At 73.1% G+C, this 23,505-nt stretch carries 19 protein-coding genes; 12 read left to right on the top strand and 7 right to left on the bottom strand.

The features are described from left to right. The first annotated feature begins 9 nt into the window (after positions 1-9). From EV372_RS10090 to EV372_RS10100, 3 genes are all read left to right on the top strand, one after another. Positions 10-1,197: an ROK family protein gene (locus EV372_RS10090; RefSeq protein WP_130395807.1), complete on the top strand. Its 1,188-nt coding sequence runs from the start codon at positions 10-12 to the stop codon at positions 1,195-1,197. A 314-nt stretch (positions 1,198-1,511) separates the two neighbouring features. After that, complete coding sequence (locus EV372_RS10095) at positions 1,512-2,180, top strand: hypothetical protein (RefSeq protein ID WP_130395808.1); 669 nt, start codon at positions 1,512-1,514, stop codon at positions 2,178-2,180. A gap of 458 nt (positions 2,181-2,638) precedes the next feature. Next, on the top strand, positions 2,639-4,393 hold the full coding sequence (locus EV372_RS10100; protein ID WP_130395809.1) for an LCP family protein: 1,755 nt from the start codon (positions 2,639-2,641) through the stop codon (positions 4,391-4,393). A 354-nt stretch (positions 4,394-4,747) separates the two neighbouring features. On the opposite strand, the gene EV372_RS10105 is transcribed toward EV372_RS10100, so the two are convergent. Beyond that, positions 4,748-5,956 carry a hypothetical protein gene (locus EV372_RS10105; RefSeq protein WP_130395810.1) on the bottom strand — a complete coding sequence of 403 codons (1,209 nt, stop codon included), beginning with the start codon at positions 5,954-5,956 and terminating at the stop codon, positions 4,748-4,750. A gap of 353 nt (positions 5,957-6,309) precedes the next feature. Continuing rightward, complete coding sequence (locus tag EV372_RS10110) at positions 6,310-7,290, bottom strand: hypothetical protein (protein ID WP_130395811.1); 981 nt, start codon at positions 7,288-7,290, stop codon at positions 6,310-6,312. Between the two features lie 313 nt (positions 7,291-7,603). On the opposite strand from EV372_RS10110, the gene EV372_RS10115 reads away from it, so the two are divergent. After that, entirely contained in the window at positions 7,604-9,349 is a 1,746-nt protein-coding gene (locus EV372_RS10115) for a GAF domain-containing sensor histidine kinase (RefSeq protein ID WP_130395812.1), read from the top strand. A 126-nt stretch (positions 9,350-9,475) separates the two neighbouring features. Here EV372_RS10115 and EV372_RS10120 read toward each other — a convergent pair whose 3' ends face one another. From EV372_RS10120 to EV372_RS10130, 3 genes are all read right to left on the bottom strand, one after another. Next, positions 9,476-10,147, bottom strand: a complete 672-nt coding sequence (locus tag EV372_RS10120) for a response regulator (RefSeq protein ID WP_013155741.1) — start codon at positions 10,145-10,147, stop codon at positions 9,476-9,478. Between the two features lie 208 nt (positions 10,148-10,355). After that, positions 10,356-11,870, bottom strand: a complete 1,515-nt coding sequence (locus EV372_RS10125) for an amidase (protein ID WP_130395813.1) — start codon at positions 11,868-11,870, stop codon at positions 10,356-10,358. A 29-nt stretch (positions 11,871-11,899) separates the two neighbouring features. Then, positions 11,900-12,919 (bottom strand): D-2-hydroxyacid dehydrogenase, encoded by a 1,020-nt coding sequence (locus tag EV372_RS10130; RefSeq protein ID WP_130395814.1) that lies wholly within the window; start codon positions 12,917-12,919, stop codon positions 11,900-11,902. 302 nt (positions 12,920-13,221) lie between these two features. Between EV372_RS10130 and EV372_RS10135 the strand changes: the two genes are divergently transcribed. The 4 genes from EV372_RS10135 (at position 13,222) to EV372_RS10150 (ending at position 16,141) form a co-directional block, all read left to right on the top strand. Continuing rightward, positions 13,222-13,704, top strand: a complete 483-nt coding sequence (locus EV372_RS10135) for a DUF3830 family protein (RefSeq protein ID WP_013155744.1) — start codon at positions 13,222-13,224, stop codon at positions 13,702-13,704. 115 nt (positions 13,705-13,819) lie between these two features. After that, positions 13,820-14,620 carry a maleate cis-trans isomerase family protein gene (locus EV372_RS10140; protein ID WP_130395815.1) on the top strand — a complete coding sequence of 267 codons (801 nt, stop codon included), beginning with the start codon at positions 13,820-13,822 and terminating at the stop codon, positions 14,618-14,620. A gap of 30 nt (positions 14,621-14,650) precedes the next feature. Beyond that, a complete protein-coding gene (locus EV372_RS10145; protein WP_130395816.1) occupies positions 14,651-15,403 on the top strand; it encodes a maleate cis-trans isomerase family protein in 753 nt (250 codons plus the stop codon). A 54-nt stretch (positions 15,404-15,457) separates the two neighbouring features. Beyond that, entirely contained in the window at positions 15,458-16,141 is a 684-nt protein-coding gene (locus EV372_RS10150; protein WP_130395817.1) for a GntR family transcriptional regulator, read from the top strand. Between the two features lie 199 nt (positions 16,142-16,340). On the opposite strand, the gene EV372_RS29015 is transcribed toward EV372_RS10150, so the two are convergent. Beyond that, the gene (locus tag EV372_RS29015; RefSeq protein WP_165435977.1) at positions 16,341-16,517 is read right to left on the bottom strand and encodes an antitoxin VbhA family protein; all 177 of its coding nucleotides are present in this window, start codon (positions 16,515-16,517) and stop codon (positions 16,341-16,343) included. A gap of 65 nt (positions 16,518-16,582) precedes the next feature. Further along, positions 16,583-18,046: an NAD-dependent succinate-semialdehyde dehydrogenase gene (locus tag EV372_RS10155; RefSeq protein ID WP_130395818.1), complete on the bottom strand. Its 1,464-nt coding sequence runs from the start codon at positions 18,044-18,046 to the stop codon at positions 16,583-16,585. Between the two features lie 146 nt (positions 18,047-18,192). Between EV372_RS10155 and EV372_RS10160 the strand changes: the two genes are divergently transcribed. From EV372_RS10160 to EV372_RS10175, 4 genes are all read left to right on the top strand, one after another. Continuing rightward, positions 18,193-19,449, top strand: coding sequence for an aspartate aminotransferase family protein (locus EV372_RS10160; RefSeq protein ID WP_130395819.1), 1,257 nt, complete (start codon positions 18,193-18,195; stop codon positions 19,447-19,449). 317 nt (positions 19,450-19,766) lie between these two features. Beyond that, positions 19,767-20,798, top strand: coding sequence for a hypothetical protein (locus tag EV372_RS10165; RefSeq protein ID WP_253795669.1), 1,032 nt, complete (start codon positions 19,767-19,769; stop codon positions 20,796-20,798). Positions 20,799-21,177: 379 nt separating this feature from the next. After that, the gene (locus EV372_RS10170; RefSeq protein WP_130395821.1) at positions 21,178-22,359 is read left to right on the top strand and encodes a glycoside hydrolase family 64 protein; all 1,182 of its coding nucleotides are present in this window, start codon (positions 21,178-21,180) and stop codon (positions 22,357-22,359) included. A gap of 87 nt (positions 22,360-22,446) precedes the next feature. Then, positions 22,447-23,382, top strand: coding sequence for a glycoside hydrolase family 16 protein (locus EV372_RS10175; protein ID WP_253795671.1), 936 nt, complete (start codon positions 22,447-22,449; stop codon positions 23,380-23,382). The last annotated feature ends 123 nt before the right edge of the window (positions 23,383-23,505 follow it).

The raw sequence follows: 23,505 nt of genomic DNA on the forward strand, positions 1-23,505 counted from the left end.
GAATGAGCTATGGCCAGAACCCCCGGACGCCTGTCCTCTGCTGCCACCAGCGGCCACATCCTGGAGCTCATCCGTTCCGGAACCGCGACCAGCCGCTCCGAGATCGGCCGGGTCACGGGCCTGTCCCGTCCCTCCGTCGCCCTGCGGGTCACGGAGCTGATCGGCGGCGGGCTCGTCACCGAGGGCACCGGCGCGGTCTCCAGCGGCGGACGGCCGCCCACCCTGCTGGAGTTCAACGCCGCCAGCGGCCTCATCCTCACCAGCGCCCTGGGCATGGTCCGCAGCCAGGCCGCCGTGTGCGACCTCGACGGCGAGGTCCTCGTGCGCACTCCGGGCTCGCCCGCGATGGAGCAGGGCCCCGACGCCACCCTCCCCTGGCTGCTGGACACCTGGTCGGAGCAGATCGCCTCGCTCGGCCGCGACCCGGGCGACGTGCGCGGCGTGGGCATCGGCCTGCCCGGCACCGTCGAGTTCCACGCGGGCCGCGCCGACGACCGCCCCTTCCTCGGCAAGTGGGCGGGCGTGGCGCTGGCCCCGCTGGTCGCCGAGCGCTTCCCGGTGCCGGTGATGGTGGACAACGACGTGAACGTGATGGCGCTCGGCGAGCACATCGCGGGCGGGCACGGGCACCCCGACGACATGGTGTTCGTGAAGGCCTCCACCGGGATCGGCGCGGGCCTGCTGTCCGGCGGGCGGCTGCTGCGCGGTTCGCTGGGCGCCGCCGGGGAGATCGGGCACATCCCGGTGCGCGGCGCGGGCGGGCTCCCGTGCCGCTGCGGCAACACCGACTGCCTGGAGGCGGTCGCGGGCGGACGGCGGCTGCTGGAGAGCGCCGCCGAGCAGGGGTGCCGGGCGCGGACGCTCAAGGACCTGGTGGCGCTGGCCTCGGGGGGCGACCCGGTGGCCGTCACCCTGGTCCGGGAGGCCGGGCGCAAACTGGGCGAGGCCCTGGCGGGGGCGGTGAACCTGCTCAACCCCGAGGTGATCGTGCTGGGCGGCGACCTGGCCGAGGCCTACGACCACCTGGTGGCGGGCGTGCGCGAGGTGGTGTTCCAGCAGTGCACCGCCCTGGCCACCCGTCAGCTGCGCGTCGTGGCCAGCTCCCTGTGGGACGAGGCGGGCGTGCGCGGCTGCGCGGCCATGGTGACCGAGGAGATCCTGTCGCCGGAGGCGGTGAACAAGCTCCTGGCGGGCTGAGGGGGCCGACCGCCCCCTTCTCCGTCCACAGGCCGCGGACGGGGAAGTTACCTCCGCGCCCGATCGGGAATCCTCGCACGGGAGGGGCTCCGCCCTCCTCCGGCAGCCGCCGCGACCCGCGACCGAGCCCGTGCCCCCGCGCTCACCCCGCCGACCTGCGACGACGCGTTCGTCGGCGCGCACTCACCCCGCACCCGCACTTGACAACCGCCCTCGGTGTGACGAATAGTCACCGAGCATCACCCCCGCCCCGCACACCTCTGTCACCCCTGTGGCCGCGCCCGTGCGGACCCCCGCCCGGAAAGGTCCCCGCCGTGTTCCCAGAGAACCCCCTCGTACTGATCCTGTTGGGCGCCGGAATCAGCCTGGTCACCAGCGTCGTCGTCACCGCCGTCCAGGCCCGCCTGGTCAGGCGCGACACCATCCGCACCTCCTCCCGCGCCTCCGCGCGCACCCTCACCAGCGCCTTCATCGCCGAACGCGACTCCGTCGACGGAGGTGACAGCTTCCTCGCCGAGGCGGAGCTGACCGTCATGTCCATGACCGACCGCAAGACGCGGGACCGGCTGCGCGACGTCATCCGCCTGCTGCGCGAGCGGGCCCTGCCGGAGATCGAGGAGCTCAGCGGGGTCAGGTCCGAGCGCTCCCGCCAGCTGCTGTGCGACCACGCCCTGGAGGTGCTCGGCGCGCACCTGCGTTCCGAGAAGCTGCCCGAGGTGCCCGCCGCGGTCCGCAAGATGCTGTCCGTGGAGGAGGAGGCGCTGAGCATCCACTCCGGCGAGACGCCGCGTCCCGCCGAGCCCATCACCAAGAGCGCGGTCACCCCGCGCCCCCGGCACACCGGCGCCAAGCCCGCGACCCCGGCCCGCAAGCCCGCCAAGAGCGCGGCCAAGACCCCCGCCAAGCCCGCGGCGAAGGGCGGACGCTCCTCCTCCGCGACCGCGGAGGAGCCCGCCAAGGAGAGCGCCTTCTGGGACGACTGATCCGGCCCCGCTCCGCTGACCGCCCGCCGTCCCCGCTCAGGGGCGCGGGCGGTCCGCGTCTGCCCCGGCGGAGACCGGACATAGGCGTTTCAAGCGGACAAGCCGGGGAAAGTCAGGCGGACAGACTCCAGGAGACGACCACGGGGGCTGAGGAATTGTGCGGCGCAATTGCGGTCAGGACCCCCGCTCAGGGACAACCCGCGCGCGCGGACGGGAAGAACTTGACCTAGGATCACTGCCACGCACGCGTTTTCCGTGCCCTCGGCCGCACCCGCTTCCCGGTGCTGCCGGTGCCCCGTGGGCCGCTCCCGAATCCCCAGGAGGCCCCGGATCCGGCGACTGCCCGCCGCTGACGTTCCGCGCGTTCCCCGCCCTCCCCCGAACTCGGACGCGTGTCCCTCCGGCCCGGCGTCCGACCGTTGGCACGTCCCGCCGTCCGAACTCACCGAGATTGCACGATGCCCGCTGATGAGAAGCCCTCTGCCTCCGGCAGGGACCACACACCAGACGACAGGCCCGAGGACGGCTCCGCACCCCGATCAGGGTCCGAGAACACCGGCGACGACGCGGCAGGTGGGGACAACACCACCGCGTCCGGAACCGGGGCTGACGGAACCGGCCGGGCCCACGAGTCGGACGAGACCGAGGGGGCGGAGGAGGTCGGAAAGGCCGAAGAAGCCCCCAGAACCGGTGTGACATCAGACACCGGAGGCACCCAGGAGACTCAGCAGGCCCAGGAAACCGCGGAGGCTGACGAGCCTGCCGGTACCGGGGAGGCTGCCGAGTCTGGCGACACCCGAAAGTCCACCGGTACCGAAGGGGCCACCGACGCCGACGGGGCCTCCGAGACCGAGGAGACCACCGGGGATGAGAAGGCCGTTGAGGCCGAGGAGCCCGCCGAGAGCGAGGAGGCCGCTGGGACCAGTGCCTCAGCGGGAGCCGCTGCGACCGACAAGCCCGAAGAACCGGCCGGGAGCGACGAGGCCGGTGGGACCGCGGGGGCCGCCCCGGGCGCGGACGCCCCGGCCGCCGCCGTTCCCGTCCGCACGAAGCGCCGCCGGACCGGCAGGATCCTGGTGTGGGTCGCCGCGACCCTGGTCCTCGTTCTGGCCGCCGGGGTCGGCACCGCCTACGGCTACTACCGCTCGCTGCGCTCGGACATGGTCCAGTACGACATCGACGGGCTGCTCAAGGAGGAGGACCGGCCCGAGAGGATCAACGACTCCGTCAACATCCTCTTCATGGGCACCGACGGCTACGAGGAGGGCAGCACCGCCTACTCGACGGAGTTCGAGGGCGAGCGTTCGGACTCGATCATGCTGGCGCACATCTCTCCCGAGAACCGGGTGTCGGTGATCAGCTTCCCCCGCGACTCGCTGGTGGCCCTGCCCGACTGCGACCCCTACGGAGAGACCGAGGGCACGCCCGGCTACTTCGGCATGATCAACGCCGCGATGTACCACGGCGGACCGCCCTGCGTGGTCAGCACCATCGAGTCGCTGAGCGACGTCCGCATCGACCACTTCGTGCACCTCAGCTTCATGAGCTTCCGGGACGTGGTGGACGCCATCGGCGGCGTGGACATGTGCATCCCCGAGCCGATGGAGGACAGCCGGTCCAAGCTCGACCTCGACGCGGGCCAGCAGACGCTCGACGGCGACGAGGCGCTGTCGTTCGTCCGGGCCCGCTACGAGATCGGCGACGGCGGCGACATCGGCCGCATCGACCGCCAGCAGATGTTCCTCGCGGCCCTGGCCGACCAGGTGACCAGCAACGACGTGATCACCGACCCGGGCAGGCTCAACGCCGTCCTGCGCGCGGTGGCCGAGCACAGCGCCACCGACAGCGCCCTCACGTTCGACCGGATGCTGTCGATCGCCGTGACCCTGGCGGACGTGGAGCTGACCGACATCGAGTTCCACACCGTGCCCTGGTACCAGGCGCCCTCCAACCCCAACCGGGTCCTGTGGTACGAGGACCAGGCTGAGGAGCTGTTCACCGCCGTGCGCGAGGACCGGCCCCTGCCCCTCACGATGGCCGACGAGGCGCCCGCCCCCCAGGACCCGCCGGGGGCCTCGCCCTCCCCGGCGGACGAGGACGTCGCGGACGCCTCCCCGAAGGCCGACCCCGCCCGTCCGGGCGTGGGACGCGACGCCACCTCCAACCCGTGCTCCGACGGCCTGGGCTACGGCACCGGGGACGAGAGGGAATAAGGGGCATCCCGGAGGGGCCTCTGAGACTCCTGGAGCTTTCTGGGATCTCAGAGGCCCCTCTGTCGCTTGTCCGTGCCTTCCGTAACGCCGAGGGGCCCCGGGGCCGGTACGCAGAGTCGTACCGGCCCCGGGGCCCCTCGCGTGTTCCCGGGGACTCCGGGCACGAAGGACCGCGGTTCCGGTCCCCCCGGTCCGGAACCGCGGTCGGGCCTCGGGCGGCGGAGACTCCGCCCTCCGCCGGTACGCGCCTGGAACCCCCACAGTTCCCTTCGGCGCCCGTCAGCGGAGGTGGTCCCGCTCACCGCCCGAGGCTCGTGCGCCCGCCACGACCGGCGGGCGCACGTTCCAGGGAGGTCAGGCGATGCTGTCGGGCAGCAGGTCCAGCTGGCTGGTGTCCACCTGGGGCTGGCCCAGGTCGGGCATGCCGTCCACGCCCACCAGGTCGTTGCCCACGAAGTCACCGGAGGGGTCGAGCTGCGTCGTGCGGACGGCGTCGACGGCGAGGTCGGTGACGTCCGAGACCTCGGGAGCGGCGGCCATGGGCAGGGTGCCCTCGGGCACGGGCAGCAGGTCGGCCGAGGCGTCGGCGACGGTCTGGGGCAGCGAGGGGGTGCCCGCGGACATGGGCAGCTTCACGTCGTCGGACAGCACCAGGTCGGAGACCAGGTCGGCGGCGCCGCCGGTCAGGTCGGTGTTCTGGCCGTTGACGGGGACGGCGGGGGTGTCCGCGGCGGCCAGGGGCAGGGTGTCCCCGGGCGCGGGCAGGGTGGCGTCGAGGCCGCTCAGGTCGGTGCCGACCTCGTGCGTGCCCCGCTCGACCGACGAGCCCAGCTGGTTGATGCCGGTGCCGACCGTCTCCCTGGTGTCCTGGAGGGACAGGGAGGGCTCCGGGTGCGACAGCGGCAGGGTGCCCCCGCCCGCGCCGCCGCCACCGACGCCGCCGAGCAGACCGCCCAGGAGGTCCGTACCGCCCAGCCCCGTGGAACCACCGCCCAGCAGACCGGACAGCGGGTCACCCGACACCGGCCCCGAGGCCAGCCGCTCCGTGGAGGCGTGCGACAGCGGCAGGGTGCCCCCGCCCGCGCCGCCGCCACCGACGCCGCCGAGCAGACCGCCCACGAGATCCGTACCGCCCAGCAGACCGGACAGCGGGTCACCCGACACCGGACTCGCGGTGCCCGACAGGGGCAGCGTCTCGCTGACGGTGTCCAGCTCCAGCGGACCGACGTTGGTGGAGTTCTCCTCCCCCGCCCGGATCGGGGTGTCGGTGGAGACGGCGTTCCCGGCGACCGGGCCGAGGGGCTGATCCGGGGCGGACTGGCGCCGCACGTCGGGCTGGGCGGAGATCTGACCGGGCTCGACCTTGACCAGCTCGCCCAGGGGTGTGGAGACGCCCTCCGTCAGCGGCGCCGGAACCTGGCTGCCCAGATCGTTCAGCGCGAGCCCGTCCGTGGCGCCGCCGAGGACGCCGGCCCCGGCGATCCCGGCGCCGAGGGCGACGAAACCCGCGGTGCTGGCGGCCACCAGCAGGGTCCTGGCAGAGGTGCGAGCGGTGTTGAACATGTCGTGTGTCCTTCCGGAATGTGGTCTGTGGCTCTCGTGTGGACGGCGTTCGTGTGCGCTTCGCGCCGTCCGACGGTTCCGCTCCCCTGGCCGGGGGGAGGGGTTCCGTTCTGGTCCGGGCTTTCCGGTGGGAGAGCCCGCCGCGCCTGGAGGGAGCGGTGCGGCTCTACCGGTCATCAGTCGTGGGTCTGGCTGGCCACTGACTGACGTGAACCTCGCCGTCGGGGTGCGCGGCTCACGTCAACCCCCAGAGGAGTCCGGTTCCTCACCCACCGTGATCGGTCGGAGGCGTTGCGGCTCTGGGAAGGGGCGTGCCAGGAGGGGTCGCTGGGCGACCGGCTGGGAGGGGGCCTCTAGTCGGGCGAGAAGGTCGGCTCGTCCGCGGACTCGGCGGGGACCGCGAGCAGGACGTGCCGGGCGGCCTGGAGCTGGCCGGGCGCCGGCGCCGGGGCGCCGGTGGTGGTGAGGTAGCCCGCGACGGAGGGGACACCGACGGGAGCGCCCTGGGCGGAGCCCGAGGCGGAGCCGTTCAGCCCGGAGGGCGTGGCGACCGGGTCGGAGACCAGGCGCGCGGGAGCGTTCTCCGCGGCCGGGTCGGCGTGCGCCCGGACGGCGCCCGCGGTGGTCCCGGTGACGGACGGGACGAAGTGCGCGACGACCTCGGCGGGCGCGGTCGGTACCGCTTCCCCGCTCTCGGCTCCGGTCCGCTCGTCCTCGTCGGCCGGGGTCTCGGACGGGTCCTGCGTCCGCGGCTCGGCGTCGGAGGCGTCGTCCTCGTCGAGGTACCCCCCGACGGGCTCGGTCACCCCGTGCACGGTGTCGCGGATCTGCCGGACCGCCTCGGGGGTCTCGGGCACGTCGCCGCGGGAGACCCCGGCGGGCCCGTCGAGGACCATCCGCGTGGTGCTCTCCCCCACCGCGGACACGGCCCCGACCAGCGGGTCGTTGATCCTGGCGGTCATCGGGACGGAGGTCCCGGCGTCCGGTCGGTTCCCGGAGTCGGGGGCGCCCGCCTCCGTCCGCGCGGCGTCGGCCTGCCCGGAGCCGTTCCGGCCCGAGCCGTCGTGACCGTGAGCGGCCCGCTCCGCCTCCGGCCGCTCCGCGACCGCCTGCGCGGCGGGTGCCCCCGCGGTCGCGGCGACGGAGGCGGCCTGGTGCGCGAGGGTGCCGGTCGCCCCCTCCTCCTGCGCCCGCACGGGGTCGGAGGCCGTCAGCCACGCGGTGACCACGAGGCCGCAGACGAGGGCGGCGAGCAGCAGCGCCCGCCGCACCGGCGCGGGGAGCACGGCGGAACGGGCGCCGGCGGCGCTCGTGAGACCGTGGACTCCAGACACCGGGGGTTCCTCTCCACCGTGGGGCGAGAACCGACACGCGGGGGCGGTCGGGGCCGGTCGCGCCGCACCGGGCGGCGCCTTCCAGCCGGGGGACGGGAGGTCACAAGGGCCTCGTCGCGTCCGCTGATCGCGACGTTAGCATGAATTAGACGACCGGAACCCCGAATCCACAGGAATTCCCGCCCATCCGGAACCGGCCCCTGAACAGCAAGATGTGGCAAACCGGGGAAAAACCAACGACAATTCGACTATTACGCCCGAGGAAACGCGCATTGCCACAACGCCGACCGGCTCTGCGGAGGTTGACGGACACATGACTGAGATCCCCCAGAGCTCCTCCCTGTCCCCCCACAGCGTGGACGAACTGCTGGACGAGGTGCGCTCACTGGACCCGCGCATGTCCGCGCACGGCCGGGTGCACTCGCTGCTCCAGGCCGTCCTGGCCATCGGCGGTGACCTCGACCTGGCGACCGTGCTGCGCAGACTGACCGAGGCTGCGGCACAGCTGACCGGCGCCCGGTACGCGGGTCTGGGAGTGATGGACGAGGACGGGGGCTTCAGCGAGTTCATCCCCGTGGGCCTGAGCGAGGAACAGGCCCGGCGCATCACCGGCTTCCCCCACGGCAAGGGCGTCCTGGGCGTGCCCCTGAACGAGCGCGCGTCACTGCGCCTGGCCGACCTGCGCGAGCACCCCGACTTCGAGGGCTTCCCCGAGGGCCACCCGCACATGGGCAGCTTCCTCGGCGTCCCCATCCAGGTGCGCGACGAGGTCTTCGGCAACCTCTACCTCACCGAGAAGGCCCGGGGCGCGGAGTTCGACGAGGACGACGAGGCGGTGGTGACCGCGCTGGCCACCGCCGCGGGCATGGCCATCGAGAACGCGCGCCTGTACGAGGAGGCGCGGCTGCGCGAGCGGTGGCTGGCCGCGTCCACCGAGGTCACCACCCGCCTGCTGTCGGGCGCCGACACCTCCGAGGTGCTCGCCCACATGGCCGCGCAGGCCCGGGAGATCGGCGGCGCGGACACGGCCGTGATCATGCTCCCCGACCCCCGCGCCCGGGGGCACCTGTTCGCGGAGGTCGCGGACGGACCCATCGCCCAGGAGATCCTGGGGACGCCGGTGGAGATCCACGACTCCGCGTGCGGGTGGGTGTACGAGTCGGGGGAGGCCCTGAGCGTCCCCGACCTGAGCCGGGCGAACTGCCCCATGCTCGCCCACCGCGGTTACGCCTCGGGCCTGGTGGTGCCCCTGGGCACCCCGGGGAACACGCGCGGGGTGCTGCTCCTGGGCAAGCTGTCCGACCGCGCCCCGTTCACCGCGGCGGTACGCCGCATGCTGCACGGGTTCTCGGTGCAGGCCGCGGTGGCCCTGGAGCTGGCAGAGGCGCGGCGCGACACCGAGCGCCTGGCGGTGCTGGAGGAACGCGACCGGATCGCCAAGGACCTGCACGACGTGGTGATCCAGCGCCTGTTCGCCTCGGCGATGACGCTGATGAGCACGCTGCGGCTGATCACCTCCCCCGAGGCCGAGGAGCGGGTGCAGCGGACCATCGACGAGCTCGACGGCACCATCCGCGAGATCCGCTCGACGATCTTCGCGCTCCAGAACCCGCCGAGCCGCCGGGACACGTCGCTGCGCGGACGCATCCTGAAACTGGCCGAGAACACCGCGCACAGCCTGGGGTGCCACCCCGGGGTGAGCCTGGACGGGCCGATCGACGCGTCCGTGCCCGACGACATCGGCGAGCAGCTGCTCGCGGTGCTCGGCGAGGGGCTGACCAACGTGGCGCGGCACGCGCGCGCGACGGAGGTGCACGTGTCGGTGGCGGTGGAGGAGGCCGCGCACACCGGGCGCCCCACCACCCTGACCCTGACGGTGACCGACAACGGCGTGGGCCTGCCCGAGCACGGACGGCGCAGCGGTCTGCGCAACCTGGAGCAGCGGGCCCAGGCCCTGGGCGGCGGTTTCACCGCGCGCGGGAGTGAGGGCGGGGGCACGGTGCTGGTGTGGCGGGTGCCCCTGCGCGACGACGCCGTGCCGCCCCCGGACAGTTTCTGAGGGAACCGGTCCCACGGTCCCCGGGCCACCGCGCGGTCGCCGGGGCCCATGGGACCGCCGGGGCTGCCGGGACCGCCGTGACCGGCCCGGTGGCCCGACCCGCCGGGGCGGGCCGGGCAGCCGTGGTCAGTACCGGCGGCCGCGCAGTTCGGCGACGAGCACGGCGGCCTGCGTGCGGCGCTTGAGGTCCAGTTTGGACAGCAGGGCGGACACGTAGTTCTTGACGGTCTTCTCCGCCAGGTACAGGCGCTCGCCGATCTGCCGGTTGGTCATCCCCTCGCCGATGAGGTCGAGGATCTGCCGCTCCTGCGGGGTGAGCTCGGCCAGCGGGTCCGGCTCGGCCTGGGCGCCGCGCAGCCGCTCCAGCATCGCGCCGGTGCTGCCCGAGTCCAGCAGCGAGCCTCCCGAGGCCACCGTGCGGACCGCCCCGACCAGGTCGGCGCCGTGGATCTGCTTGAGCACGTACCCGGCCGCTCCGGCCATGACGGCGTCGTACAGGGCGTCCTCGTCGGCGAACGAGGTCAGCATCAGGCAGGCGATCTCGGGGTGGTCCGAGCGGATCTCCCGGCACACCTGCACGCCCGACCCGCCCGGCAGCCGCACGTCCAGGACCGCGACGTCGGGCAGCACCACGGGGATCCGCGACAGCGCCTGTTCGGCCGTCCCGGCCTCGCCGACGACGGTCATGTCGTCCTCGGTCTCCAGCAGGGCGGCCACTCCCCGACGGACCACCTCGTGGTCGTCCACCAGGAACACCCTGATCCGCTTGCGAACGCCCTCGGCTCCACCACCCGGCATCGGCCCATCCTCATCCCTGCGTCACCGCGATCAGACACCGCTCCGATGAAGACGGTAATACGTGCGGAGGCCCGCGCGCGGGCCCTTAGGCACCGAACTCCTCGGACGAAGGTCCTACAAACGGACAATTCTCCTCATCTTCGGAGCAAAGCACCTGATCGCAGCGGGTGTGCGCATGATTCCCACGAGCCACGGAACCTCTCGGAATTCACGGCCTCCGGTCCGCCCAGGGACGGGCGAGCTCGAACGCGCGGCAGGCCGCCAGCACCCGGGAGTCGGCGTGCCGGGGCCCGACCACCTGGAGGCCCACCGGCAGCCCCGCCGCCGTGAACCCGCACGGCACGCTCGCCGCGGGCTGCTGGGTCATGTTGAACGGGTAGCTGAACCCCGCCCACGAGGTCCACCGCTCCCCCGCCAGCCGCGGCGGCGACTCCAGCCCCGCCTCGAACGCCGCGATCGGCATCGACGGGGTGAGCAGCAGGTCGTAGGCGTCGTGGAAGCGGCCCATCCGGGCGCCCATCTCCATCCGCAGCGCCATCGCGGTCAGGTAGTCCTGCGCCGAGTAGGTCAGCCCCTCCTCGACGATCTCCCGCAGGCCGGGGTCGAGCAGGTCCCGCTGGCGGTCCGTGAGCCGGTCCGTGGCCTTGGCCGCACCGGAGTACCACAGCACGTGGAACTCCTCCCGGGAGTCGGGCAGACCGGGGTCGGCCTCCTCCACCCGGGCGCCCAGCGCCTCGAACACGGCCACCGCGTCGGCGACCGCCGCGGCCACCTCCGGGTCCACGTCCAGACCGCCCAGGGTGGGGCTGTAGGCGATCCGCACGCCCCGCACCAGCCGCTCGGCGTCGGAGCGCAGGCGCACGTCGCCGAGGCCGGGCGCGGGCGCCGCCAGCGCGGCCCAGTCGCGCGCGTCGGGCTGGGCCATGACCTCCAGCATCAGCGCCATGTCGCCCACCGTGCGGGCCAGCGGCCCGGTGTGCGCGAGCGACCCGAAGGGACTGGCCGGGTAGTGCGGCACCAGGCCCCACGTGGGCTTGATCCCGCACACGCCGGTGAAGCTGGCCGGGATGCGGATCGAACCGCCCCCGTCGGTCCCGGTGGACAGCGGGGCCATCCCGGCCGCGACGGCCGCCGCGGACCCGCCGCTGGAGCCGCCCGGCGTGGTGGACAGGTCCCACGGGTTGCGGGTGACACCGGTGAGCGGGCCGTCGGTGACGCCCTTCCACGCCAGTTCGGGCGTGGTCGTCTTGCCGACGAACACCGCGCCGCTCTCGCGCAGCCGGGCCACCGCCGGGGAGTCCTCGTCCCACGGGCCCTCCTGGGGGCTGGTGACCGAGCCCTTCAGGGTGGGCCACCCGCGGGTGAGGTGGACGTCCTTGACCGAGACCGGCACCCCGTCCAGGGCCCCGGTGGGCTCGCCGCGCCGCCACCGCTCGGCGGAGGCGCGGGCGGCCTCGCGGGCCTCGTCCGGGCGCACCAGGCAGAACGCGTTGAGCGCCGGGTTGTCCCGCTCGATGCGCTCCAGCACGGAGTCGACGGCCTCCACCGGGGACAGCTCCCCGGCGGCGTAGGCCGCGAGCAGCCGCTCGGCGGACAGGTCGGCCGGTGCGGAGGGCCCGCCGGGACGCGCCTGCGGAACCGCGGTCGCCCCCGGGGCGCCCTCGGCCGCGCCGACGTCCGCGCTCGCGTCCTCGGTCCCGGCCCGGTCGGAACGGATCGTCACTTCAGCCTCCCGTGTCACGCCATCAGGGGTCAGCCGGGCACGTAGCCGCGGCTCTTGTCGACCACGTTGAGCAGTTCCCGCCCGTCCAGGTAACGGGCGAGGTTGTCGAGGAACAGGTCCATGAGGTCATCGCGCCAGCCGACGACGTCGCCCGACATGTGCGGCGAGACCACCGACCCGGGCAGCCCCCACAGCGGGGAGACCGCCTTGAGGGGCTCGTCCTCGAACACGTCCAGCGCGGCGCCCGCGATGACGCGGTGCTCCAGGGCCGCGGCCAGGTCGGCCTCGGCCACGATGGGGCCGCGCGCCACGTTGACCAGCCGCGCGGTGGGTTTCATCAGCCCCAGGAAGCGGCGGTCGACCAGCCCCCGGGTGGCGTCGGTGAGCGGGGCGGCGATCACCACGTAGTCGGCCTCGGGGAGTTCGCCGGCCAGGGTCGGGGCGCCGTCGGCGCCGCGTTCGGCCAGGCTGGACTCGACCACGGTGCCGAAGTCGGGGTCGCCTTCCCGCGCGCGGCTGCCGGAGGCGCGCACGCGCATGCCCACGGCCGTCAGCTTGCGGGCGATGTGGCGGCCGATCGGCCCGGTCCCGACCACGAGGGCCCGCCTGCCGGACACGCGCTCGGTCTCCCGGTGCTCCCAGCGGTGCTCGCGCTGGTGCTCCCAGGTCTGCTGGAAGCCCTTGGCGAAGGCGATGACCTGGCCGAGCACGTACTCGGCGATGGGCTCGTCGAAGACCCCGCGCGAGTTGGTGACCACCGCCGGGCTCTCCACCAGGCCGGGGAACATGAGGTTGTCCACCCCGGCGGTGGCGGCGTGCACCCAGGCCAGGGAGTCGGCCTTGGGCCAGGCGGAGGCCAGCGCCTCGGTGAACAGGTCCCACACCAGCAGGGCGTGCGACCCGGGCAGCCTGGCGGGAAGCTCGTCGGCGGTGGCGTACACGACCTCGCCGAGGCGGGGATGGTCGTCCATCCGTTCGCGGCCGGGCGGGAGGTCGTCGCCGTGGAGGACGAGGAGTCTCGGACGGTCGGGCGGGATGAGGCTGTTCACGGGCGTGCACTCTCCGGTTGGCGACGGTGGTTCAGAGAGGTCGTCGGGGACGGATCGCCCTACACGGGAAACGCTAGGGAGCCCACATAGGATTGTCAACAATCCACAAATCGACTGTTCCCCCCGAAACCCGGGCCTCTCCTACCAGCTCTGACCTGCCCGGGATACCCACTCGCACCGGGGTTATTGCCGCATCCGGGTTGTGGACCCTAGGATTGTCAACAATCAACAGCCCCGGCGCCGGGGGTGTTCCCGCAGGTCCCGCTGCCCGACGTCGAAGGGACTACCCATTGCCCCGGTACATGACCATCACCCTGCCCAGGCGCGGGGTCTCCTGCGTCGCCGAACTCCTGGACAAGGACGCGCCCCGCACCTGTGAGGCGGTCTGGAACGCCCTGCCGCAGGGCGACGCGGTCCAGCACGCCAAGTACGCGCGCAACGAGGTCTACACGATGGTGCCGCGGTTCGCCGAGGACGAGCCCGGCCAGGAGAACCCCACCGTCACCCCGATCCCCGGCGACGTCGTCTACTTCTCCTTCGACGGGGGCATGCTCGACCGCGCCTTCAAGGAGGACAAGGGGATCGGCCACCTGCCCGGGGTCATCGACCTCGCCCTCTTCTACGGGCGCAACAACCTGCTCCTCAACGGCGACGTCGGCTGGGTGCCCGGCAACGTGTTCGCCACCGTGGTCGAGAACCTGCCCGCCATGGCCGAGGCCTGCAACGACGTCTGGCGCTCGGGCAGCGTCGGCGAGCGGCTGGTGTACGAGCGCCTGGAGCGCTGACCGGCCCGCGGGCCACCACGACCGCGCCCGCGGGCGGCCCTCGGGCCCCGGCGCGAAGCGACCGCGTCCCCGCGGGGACGGCAACGACAACACACATCCGGGAGGTGAGTGACCGATGCGGACCGACGGAGAGTACACGAACGGCACCGGCGCGCAGCAGCAGGTCGTCGAACTGGCCGCGAGCACGCGGACGCCGTGGCAGGCGGGAGTCGGCGTCATCGCGCCCTACGACTTCGCGCTCGACCGCGAACTCTGGCGCTGGACGCCCGACGACGTCTCACTGCACGTCACGCGGTTGCCGTACGTACACGTACCGGTGACGGTCGACCAGGCCGCAGCCCTGTGCCGGGAGGAGCACGTGGCCCCGGCGGTCCGCGCGCTGCTCGCCCCCGAGCCCCTGGCCGTCGGGTACGCGTGCGCCTCGGGCAGCTTCGTGCACGGCGCCCGGGGCGAACGGCGCCTGCACGGGTCCATGGTGGACGCCGGGGCGCCCGCCGCCGTCACCACGTCCGGAGCGCTGGTCCAGGCCCTGGAGGCGCTCGGCGCCGACCGGATCGCCGTCGTCACGCCCTACGTGGACAGCGTGACCGACCGGCTCCTGGCCTACCTCGCCGAGCACCGCGTCGCCGTGACCTCCAGCGTGGGGCTGGGCCTGCTCAGCCACATCTGGCGGGTGACCTACGCCGAGGTGTCCGAGGCGGTGCACTCGGTGGACCGCCCCGACGCCCAGGCCGTGTTCATCAGCTGCACCAACGTGCTCACCTACGACATCATCGCGCCCCTGGAGCGCGAGCTGGGCAAACCGGTGATCGCGGCCAACCAGGTGACCATGTGGGCCGTGATGAGGGCCGCGGGCCGCCAGGCCGTGGCCCACGGACAGAGCCTGATCGATGTCGCCACACCGAGTGCCGCGTGACGCGCGGGACGTGACCCGAAGGAGAGCCGCATGACCCGCGTCGGATTCCTCTACCCCGGGTTCAGCGCCGAGGACGACTACAAGGCCTTCGAGGGCCTGCTCGGAGGAGGCGTCGAACTCCCCGTGGTGCACACGCTCATGCGCGAGGACGCCCACCGCGTGGACGCCCTGCTCGACGTCGGCGGAGAGGACGTGCTCGCCAAGGGCGCCCAGGAGCTGGCCGTGATGGAGGTGGAGGCCGCGGTGTGGGCCTGCACCAGCGGCAGCTTCGTGTTCGGCTGGGAGGGCGCCCGCAGGCAGGTCGAGGGGGTGCGCCGGCACGCGGGCGCGCCGTCGTCGAGCACCTCGTTCGCCTTCGTGCACGCGCTGCGCCAGCTGCGCGTCTCGCGGGTGGCGATCGCCGCCACCTACCCCGACGACGTCGCCCAGAGGTTCGTGGAGTTCCTCACCGAGGCGGGGGTGACCGTGCTGTCGCTGGCCAGCCACGGCATCGCCACCGCCGCCGAGGTCGGCGACCTGGACCCCGACGACGTCCTGGACTTCGTCATCTCCAACGACCACCAGCGCGCCGAGGCCGTCCTGGTGCCGGACACCGCCCTGCACAGCGCCCACCTCATCGAACCCCTGGAGGCGCTGCTCGGCAAGACCGTGCTCACCGCCAACCAGGTGAGCGTGTGGGAGGGTCTGCGCCTGGCGGGGGCGACCGCGGGCCGGGGCTCCGGACCGGGCATGCTGTTCCGCTCGGGTTCGGCCGCGGTCAACAGCGTCCTGGCGCCCCGTTAACCTCGACGACGCGCCCGCCGCGCGTCCCGTCCCCGATCCGAGAGGAGGGCGGCCATGCCCGCCCCAGGCCAGCTCAGACCCGTGCCCCGGCGTTCCACCGCCGAACTGATCGCCGACCAGCTGCGGTCCGCGATCATGTACGGCTCGCTCGCGCCGGGGGACCAGCTCGGCGAGTCCGAGCTGGCGGGTCAGCTCGGGGTGAGCCGCGGCCCCCTGCGCGAGGCGATGCAGCGCCTGGTGCAGGAGGGGCTGCTGCGCAGCGAACGGCACAGGGGGCTGTTCGTGCGCGAACTCACGCCCGCGGACGTGCGCGACGTCTACGTGGCCCGGCTCGCCGTCGAGCGGACCGCCTGCGAGCTGATCATGCGCGGCAACCGGGGCGAGGCCGTCGCCCGCCTCACCCCGGCCGTGGAGCGGCTCGCCGCCGCGGCGGCGAGCCGCGACCGCAACGCCATGAGCGACGCCGACCAGGCCTTCCACCAGACCCTCGTCAGCTGCGCGGGCAACAGCCGCCTGGAGCGCATGGCGCAGACGCTGCTGGTGGAGACCCGGATGTGCCTCACGGTGATGCAGGACGTGTACCCGGAGCCGGAGGAGCTCCTGGACGAGCACCGCCGCATCCTGGACGCGATCGTGGACGGGGCGGAGGAGGAGCTGCTGCGCCTGATCGAGGCGCACATGGTGGACACGGTCGAACGCATCAACGGCGAGGGCGGGGAGTCCGTCCCCGAGGTCTAGGACGCCCGCGGAACACGGACGCGCCCGTGCCGCCGCGCGGCGCCGACGCCTGGCCTGCGCTGGCCGGAAACGTCACCGGTGTGACGCGAGGGTCCTGAACCGCGGTGATCTCGTACTTGTGGCCGATGTCGGCGCTCGGACCTCGCTACAAGCACGAGGTCACGGCGGACAGGGCCGCGGGGGCGCCGCGTCGCCTCCGTCACTCCCGCAGCCGGTACCTGGCCAGGATGCGCTCCCTGGCCTCCTCGAAGCTCATCTCACCGCGTGCGATCCGCTCCAGGTCCGCCCGCGCCTCCGGCGACGGTTCACCGCCCGCCGCCCTGACGGAGGCCAGAGCGGCGGCGGCGTCGCCGTCGTCGGGGATCCGTGTGCCCATGGGGCGAGCGTAGGCGGTGCCGCGCCCGCGCCACAGGCGAACCCCCGGATTACCGGGATATCCGGTCAGATCCCGCCGATGCCGATGTACTTGGTCTCCAGGAACTCGTCGATGCCGACCCGGCCGCCCTCGCGGCCCAGACCGGAGTGCTTGACCCCGCCGAAGGGCGCGGCCGGGTTGGAGACCACGCCCTGGTTGAGGCCGACCATGCCGGTCTCCAGGTTCTCACTGACCCGCAGCGCCCGGTTGAGGTCGCGGGTGTAGACGTAGCTGACCAGGCCGTACTCGGTGTCGTTGGCGGCCCGCAGCACCTCGTCCTCCGTCTCGAAGGGCAGCACGGGGGCCACCGGGCCGAAGATCTCGGTGGTGGACAGCTCGGCCTCGAAGGGCACGTCGGCGAGCACGGTGGGCTTGTAGAAGTGGCCCGGACCGTCGCCGGGGCCGCCGCCGACCAGCACGCGGGCGCCCTTGCCGACGGCGTCGTCCACCAGGCCCTGCACCTTGTCGCGGGCCTTGTCGTCGATGAGCGGGCCCACGTCGACGCCCTCGTCCACGCCGCGGCCCAGGCGCAGTGCGCCCATGCGGCGGCTGAGACGCTCGGCGAACTCCTCGGCGACACCCGCCTGGGCGTAGATGCGGTTGGCGGCGGTGCAGGCCTCGCCGATGTTGCGCATCTTGGCGAGCATCGCGCCGTCCACGGCGGCGTCCATGTCGGCGTCGTCGAAGACCAGGAAGGGCGCGTTGCCGCCCAGCTCCATGGAGGTGCGCAGGACCTGCCCGGCGCTCTGTTCGAGGAGCTTGCGGCCCACGGCGGTGGAACCGGTGAAGGAGACCTTACGGATGCGGCCGTCGCTGAGCAGGGGCTCGGTGACCGAGCCCGGGTCCGTGGTGGGGATGACGCTGAGGACGCCCTCGGGGAGCCCGGCCTCGGAGAGGATGCCCGCCAGCGCGAGGGCGGACAGGGGCGTCTGGTGGGCGGGCTTGAGGATCATGGTGCACCCCGCGGCGATGGCGGGGCCGATCTTGCGGGTGCCCATCGCCATGGGGAAGTTCCAGGGGGTGATGAGCATGCAGGGGCCGACCGCCTGGCGCATGACCAGGAAGCGGGACTTGCCGTCGGGGGAGGTGGAGAACCCTCCCTCGATGCGCACGGCCTCCTCCGAGAACCAGCGCAGGAACTCGGCGGCGTAGGCGATCTCGCCCCTTGCCTCGGCGAGGGGCTTGCCCATCTCCAGGGTCATCAGGACCGCCAGGTCCTCCCGGCGCTCCATGAGCAGCTCGTAGCCCCGGTACAGGATCTCGCCGCGGTCCCGGGGCGCCGTGCGCATCCAGGCGGCCTGGGCCCGGTGCGCCGCGTCCAGGGCGTCGAGCGCGTCCTCCTTCCCCGCGTCCGCGACCTCGCAGAGCACCTCGCCGGTGGAGGGGTCCTCCACCTCGAAGGCGTTCCCGGAGGCGGCGTCGCGCCACGTCCCGCCGATGAACAGCCTCTTGTCCACCCGCGCGACGACCCGTGCTTCCTGATCCGACATGTTCGCTACTCCCCGGTCGAGATTCGGCCTGTGGTCAGAACTGCCCAACGTGCGCCCACTGGACACCGTCGCCGCACGGATGTTTCCATAGCAGCGTCGATTGTCAACAATCCTACGGAACACGCGACACGGAATCGAGGCCACGCATGGCGGAGCTCTCCCCGATCCTCAAGCAGGCGACACCGGTCGTCGCCGCCCGAGGCGAGGGCGCCTACATCTACGACGAGGACGACCGCCGCTATCTCGACTTCACCGCCGGCATCGGCGTCACCAGCACCGGCCACTGCCACCCCCGCGTCGTGGCCGCCGCGCGGGAGCAGGTGGGGACCCTGGTCCACGGCCAGTACACCACCGTGATGCACCGGCCGCTGCTGCGGCTCACCGAGCGGCTGGGCGAGGTGCTGCCCGCCGGGCTCGACCGGCTGTTCTACGTGAACTCGGGCAGCGAGGCCGTCGAGGCCGCCCTGCGGCTGGCCCGGCAGGCGACCGGCCGGCAGAACGTCATCGTGTTCCAGGGGTCCTTCCACGGGCGCACCATGGGCGCCGCGTCGCTGACCACGTCCGGGGTCAAGATCCGCGCGGGCATCGGCCCGCTGATGCCCGGCGTGGTGGTCTCTCCGTTCCCGTACGCCTACCGGCTGGGCGTGTCCGAGGCCGACGCGGTCGCGTACGCGCTGCGCGAGCTGGACTACCTGTTCGCCACGGTGACCTCGCCCAGGGACACGGCCGCCGTGTTCATCGAGCCGGTGCTGGGCGAGGGCGGCTACGTGCCGGTGCCCCCGGCCTTCCTCCAGGGGCTGCGCGAGCGCGCGGACCGGCACGGGTTCCTGCTGGTCGCGGACGAGGTGCAGACCGGCTTCGGGCGCACGGGCACGTTCTGGGGCCACGAGCCCTCGGGCATCCGTCCGGACGTGGTCATCACCGCCAAGGGGCTGGCCAGCGGCTTCCCGCTGTCGGCGATCGCCGCCCCCGCCGCGATCATGGAGAAGGCCTGGCCGGGCTCCCAGGGCGGGACCTACGGCGGCAACGCGGTGTCCTGCGCCGCCGCCCTGGCCACCCTGGACGTGATCCAGGAGGAGGGCCTGGTGGAGAACGCCGCGCGCATGGGCGAGCGGCTGCGCCTGGGCCTGGAGAAGGTGGCGGAGGCCAACCCGGTCATCGGCGACGTGCGCGGCCGGGGGCTGATGCTCGGCAACGAGTTCACCGCCGCCGACGGCTCGCCGGACGGCGCCACCGCGCTGCGCGCCCAGCAGGCCGCGGCCCGGCACGGGCTCCTGCTGCTCACCTGCGCACCCGAGGGGAACGTGGTGCGGATGATCCCGCCGCTCATCGTCGACGGCGACCAGGTCGACAGCGCGGTGTCGCTGTGGGCCGCCGCCGTGGAGGAGGCCGTCGCGGGCTGAGGCGCGCTTCGTGACCGCCGCCCCGGTACGGATTCCGTGCCGGGGCGGTAACGTGCGGTACGGACTCCCCGAGAAACCACGCGTCCGAAACGCGTGTCCGAAACGGGGGGCCCGAGCGCGGCGAACCGCACGCGAGAGGAGCCGAACCAGTGTCGGACAACCGGTGGAAGGCCGCGGACAGCACGGCTGGGGGCGCACGTCCCGTCCTGGACCCCTCACTGCCTCCCCGCCTCGCCGGAAGACTCCGGAAGCATCTGCCCTTCCTTCGCTCGAAGCGGGCCTGGGCCAGGCAGCCCCGGTTCCCCAACCGGACGCGCATGGCGGCGGCCGGGACCGCGGTGGCCTCGCTGAGCCTCCTCTGGGCGCTGGTCAGCGGCCCCCTCCTGGTGTGGTCGGTCTCCCTGTACTTCCTGGGCCTGCTGGTGCAGGCCGCGGCCGTGGGCGCCGCCGGACTCGCCGTCACCCGTGTGCGCCCGCGGTCCCTGCTGCCGCGGTGGCTGTCGCGGACCTCCCGGCGCCGGTCCTGGCAGGCGTTCTCCCTGGCCTTCGTGCCCGCGACCCTGACGAGCTGGTTCCTCGCCCTGGCGGGACCGGAGTGGGCCTTCAACCTCTACTGGTTCGTGCCGGGCGCGGTGTACGCGGCCGCCGCCCTGTGGGCGGGGTGGTGGTGGCCCCGGGGCGACCGGCTGGCGGCGGCCCACGCGGACCGCTACCTGGTGCCCGCGAACCTCGGTCGGCAGGGCGCCCGTCTGCTGCTGGACGTGCAGAGGACGATCGGGACCGTCGAGGAGGCCGACCTGCGGCTGGGCGACTCCTTCGACGCGGCCCAGCCCCTGTCGGTCCTGCGCGCCGAGGAGTGGCGGATCGCCTCGCTGCTGCACCGGCACGAGCGGATCAGGGAGGAGTACGTGGCGGACTCCCTCGACGCCGTCTCCGACCGGGTGCTCGCCGTGCTGGACCAGCAGCACGAGCGGCACGAGGCCGTGTACCGGGAGCTGGCGGCCCGGGTGGACGCGATCCGCGACTACGGCGCGTCCGTCGAGGAGGCCCTGGCCGCGCACACCGAGTGGGAGCAGGTCCGAAGGGTCGAGGAGCGCCAGCGCGAGCTGGACCTGCTCCTCGTCCAGGTGGACTCCGACGGCGGCAACGCCGACCAGCTGCACGGCGAGGCCCTGAACGCGCGCGCCGTCAGGGAGACCAGGGACGAACTGATCGACCGGATGCTGGAGGCGGGCCGTTCCCTGGAGGCCGGGGCCGTCGTTCCGGTCGAGGCGGCCGTGCGGACCGGGACCGCCGAGTCGGCCGGAGCCGCCGTGCCGACGGAGCCCGCCGAGGGCGCGAGGGCGTAGACCCGGGGCCGCGGAGGCGGACGCGGCGAAGACCCGGACCGGGGCTCCGGGCTGCGCGGGCCGGTGGTGCGGCCGGGCGCCTTCCCGCCGCCGCGTTCGGCCGGAGGAAGCCCGCGCACCGGCTCCCTCCGGCGGAGCGCGGCCCCCGTGAACCCCGGCCCACCAGGGGGAGAACTTCTGTGGACGCCCATCAACCGAAAATGTTCACCCACAGAACCGAAAATCATTCGGTCAGCAGGTGACATAAGTCACATGACAACTTTGTTACCAGTGAGAACACGAAAACGTCGCGGACGGATCGTGACCACGGGTTGACGCGACGCTTCAACGGTCGTCAGATTGGGCGCGTCTTACCAGCCCCTCCAGTGAGGCGACCCCCATGATCGACCGAAGACTGTTCCTCGGCGGCGCGTCGCTCGCCACCGTCAGCACCCTGCTCGTCACGACCGGCTGCTCCCGTGCGGAGAGCAACGGCGAACTCACCTCGGGCGGCGGCCAGGCCGGCGCCCTTCCGGTGAGGGTCACCAACGAGACCGGGACCTTCCCCGACAGCGAGATCCGCGCCTACGTCGTGGGAACCGACCTGACCACGAACACGCAGTCCTGGGTCGACGCCAGCGGCGTCGCGCACCCGGTCGCGGAGTCCGACAACACCGACGACGGGTTCACCGACTACTCGATCCCGCTGGACTCGGTCAGCGAACTGTCCCTGCCGTTCATGTCCGGCCGGGTGTACTTCGCCCTCGGCGGCAAGCTCCGGTTCAAGGTCGTCACCGACGGCAACGGCAGGCCCGCGCTCCAGTACCCGGCGGGCTGGGTCGAGTCCGACCCCAGCCACGGGGTGCTCCACGACACCGTGGAGTTCACCCACAACGAGACCGGCATGTACTGCAACACCAGCATGGTGGACCAGTTCAGCGTGCCGCTGGCCATCCGCCTCCAGGGCGAGGCCGACCAGACTACCGGCACGTTCGAGCCGGGCGGCCGCGACGCGGTCTTCGCCACGCTCTCCGCCGACCCCGTCTTCTCGTCGCTCGTGCTGAGCGAGGGAGGACTCGTCATCGCCCCCGGGCACGGACTGGACGCCGGACTGTTCCCCGCCGACTACTACGACTCCTACATCGACCAGGTCTGGGAGCGCTACAGCACCACCGACCTGCGCGTCACCACCAACGCCGGGACCTTCACCGGCCGTGTGGACGGCTCGGGCGACCTGGTCTTCGACGGCGGCGTGGCCCCGATCCCCAAGCCCTCCACCCGCGACGTCTTCTTCTGCGACGGCGCCCTGGCGGCCCCCAACGACGGCATCACCGGCCCGGTGGCCGCGATCCTGGGCGCGGCGTTCAACCGCTCGACGCTGCTGGACACCGCCGAGCACCCGGTCACCGACCCCGCGGCGTTCTACAACCACGAGACCACCAACCGCTACGCGGCGGTCTTCCACGAGAACACCGTGGACGGCAAGGCCTACGGCTTCGCCTTCGACGACGTGTCGAACTTCGCCTCCTACGTCCAGGACCACGCGCCGGTGTCCCTCGACGTGACGCTGACCGCGTTCTAGCGCCTCCCGGGCCGGGCCCTCCCGAACCGGAGGCCCCGGCCCGGCCCCTGCTCCCGGCCGTTCCTCCCCGAAACCGAGGTGTTCCCCGTGCCCACCCGCATCCGTCCCGGCCACATCGCCCTGGCCTGCGCCGTCGCACTCCCCCTGACGGCCTGCGCGACGGGCTCCCCCGTCGAGGTCGAGCCCGTCGCCGACCAGACCTCCGCGTCGTGCGGCCTGTTCTTCGACGACTTCGACTACACCGGCCCCGACGACCCGGCCCTGCGCGACCAGGGCTGGAACGTCCGCAGCTGGCCCGGCGGCCCCGGCGTGCCCGGCGCGTCCTGGGACGCCGACAACATCTCCTTCACCGAGGAGAGCGGCGACTCCCTGCTGCGCCTGACCTCGACCACGGACGGCACCCCGGCGGGCACCAGCCAGGCCGAGCTGACCTTCGGCGAGGAGAAGTTCCACGAGGGCACCTACGCCGCCAAGGTCAAGTTCGCCGACGCCCCGGTCTCCGGCCAGGACGGCGACACCGTGCTCCAGACCTTCTACACGATCACGCCCCTGGCCTACGACAACGATCCCGCCTACAGCGAGCTCGACTTCGAGTACCTGCCCAACTCGGGCTGGGGCGCCCCGGCGGAGGCCATGTACCTGACCTCTTACCACACCTACCAGCGCGACCCCTGGGTCGCGGACAACACCAGCGACGTGGTGAACCGCTCCTTCGACGGATGGCGCGACCTGGTGGTCCAGGTGACGGACGGCGTGGTCCGCTACTACGTGGACACGCACCTGGTGGCCGAGCACAGCGGGAAGTACTACCCGTCGTCGCCGATGTCGATCAACTTCAACCAGTGGTTCGTCGACATGAGCGGCCACACCGGCGGCCCGAGCACCTACGTGCAGGACGTGGACTGGGTGTACCACCAGCAGGGCGAGTCCGTGGCGCCCGAGGAGGTCAACCGGCGCGTGGGCGCGCAGCGCAACGCCGGTGTCTCCCGCGTCGACGGGGTCGCCCTCGGCGGAACCTGCTGACGCCCCGACCCGCGGCCTGACCCGTTCCCGGGCGGCGGCCCCGACAACGCGCGAGCGCGTCGGGGCCGCCGTCCTGCCGTCCCGGGCCGCCCGGCGGACGGGGACCGGCATGACCGGTCGCAC

It is taken from the genome of Nocardiopsis sp. CNZ308 (genome assembly GCF_004217075.1).